The organism is Novosphingobium sp., assembly GCF_036733805.1.
In the GTDB taxonomy this organism is placed as follows: Bacteria; Pseudomonadota; Alphaproteobacteria; order Sphingomonadales; family Sphingomonadaceae; genus Novosphingobium.
The window spans coordinates 1-1,582 of the sequence record NZ_DAIMZT010000155.1; the positions used below are offsets into that span (position 1 = coordinate 1).

General features: G+C 62.5%; 2 protein-coding genes. Both read right to left on the reverse strand.

The genetic code is table 11. The features are described 5' to 3' along the window. Window positions 1-173 precede the first annotated feature (173 nt). Entirely contained in the window at window positions 174-995 is an 822-nt protein-coding gene (locus tag V7D69_RS16135; RefSeq protein ID WP_333606357.1) for a class I SAM-dependent methyltransferase, read from the reverse strand. Window positions 996-1,073: 78 nt separating this feature from the next. Beyond that, window positions 1,074-1,582, reverse strand: a 509-nt coding sequence (locus tag V7D69_RS16140) for an ATPase, T2SS/T4P/T4SS family (RefSeq protein ID WP_333606358.1), incomplete at its 5' end; no start/stop codon positions are given.

Here is a 1,582-nt window from a genome sequence, read left to right on the forward strand (position 1 = left end):
AGCGGGGTGGGCCAGTGCAACGTTGCGCTAAGCCCACCCCCTAACCCCCTCCCGCTTGCGGGAGGGGGAATATGTCCGACATTGGCCGATTTCAGATCCTTCCGAATTTGTCGACGCGGCTAGGGCGGCAATGGAACTTTCCCCTGCGCGGGCAGGAGCGAGGCCATAAGTGCTTAGCTCGCCGGCTTGCGGAATTTCAGCGTCATCCGGTCGCTTTCCCCGATGGCGAGATAGCGGGCCTTGTCGACCTCGCCATTGCGCAGGGTCGGCGGCAACGTCCACACACCCTTTTCCCAATCCGCCGTGTCCTTGGGGTTGGCGTTGATCTCCGACGATCCGACATATTCGAAGCCCGCCGCTTGTGCCAGACGACGGATGGTCGACACCTTGAGATAGCCGCTCGTCTTTTCCAGCGCGCTGTCCCGTGCCTCGGGCAGGCGGTGGTCGACCACGCCCAATATGCCGCCGGGCTTGAGCAGGTCGTAGAAGCTCTTGAAGGTGGCTGCCTCCGTCCCGTTCATCACCATATTGTGGATGTTGCGGAAGGTCAGCAGCGTGTCGACGCTGCCCGCCGGGATCAGGCTGAGCTGGTCGGGGAAGGGCACCAGCTTCACCTTGCCATAGACGTCCGGCTTGGCGGCCAGGAAGGTCTTGTAGCCGTCCAGATTGCGGCCCACGGGCTGCAAGGCGTAGAAGGTGCCCTTGGCGCTCAGCAGCGGCGCCAATATCTCCGTATACCAGCCGCCGCTCGGCGAATATTCCACCACCGTCTGGTCCGGCCTGACACCGAAGAAGGCGAGCGTTTCAGCTGGATGCCGATATTTGTCGCGCGCGACGTTGGCGGGCGTTCGGCTCGGCGCGGCAATGGCGGCCGCCATCGGATCTCTGGCGTGCGAAGCGCCATGGCCGGCATGATCGACATGCTGCGCCGCCAGCGGAAGGACGGGAAGGAGCAGGCCTGCCAGCAGCAGGCTCTGTCGGGCGAGACGGTTCATCGGGAATCCTCTCTATTGGGGATCCCCGATGTGCCGTCCCTGCATGTCCAATGCAAGTGAGGAAGACAAATCAGTGCGTTACAGACAGGCTTCCAGGAAGGGCTGGTCGAAACCGAACTGCCGCGCCTTGTCCAGCGTATAGGGACGCAGGCCCATCGAGCGATATTCGCCGACGATCCGGCCGCTTTCATCCTCGTCATGATATTCGAACTTGAACAGTTCCTGCGTGACGATGACGTCGCCTTCCATGCCGATCACCTCGGTCACGTTGGTGACGCGGCGCGAGCCGTCGCGCAGGCGCTTCACCTGCACGATCAGGTCGACCGAATCCGCGATCTGCTTGGAAATGGCTTCCTTGGGGATCTTGATGTCGCCCATCAGGATCATATTCTCCATACGGCCCAGGCACTCGCGTGGGGAGTTGGAGTGGAGCGTGCACATCGAGCCGTCATGGCCCGTATTCATCGCGGCGAGCAGGTCGAAACATTCCGCGCCGCGAATTTCGCCCAGGATGATCCGGTCGGGACGCATACGCAGCGCGTTCTTGACGAGATCGCCGATGGTGATCGCGCCCTGGCCCTCCAGGT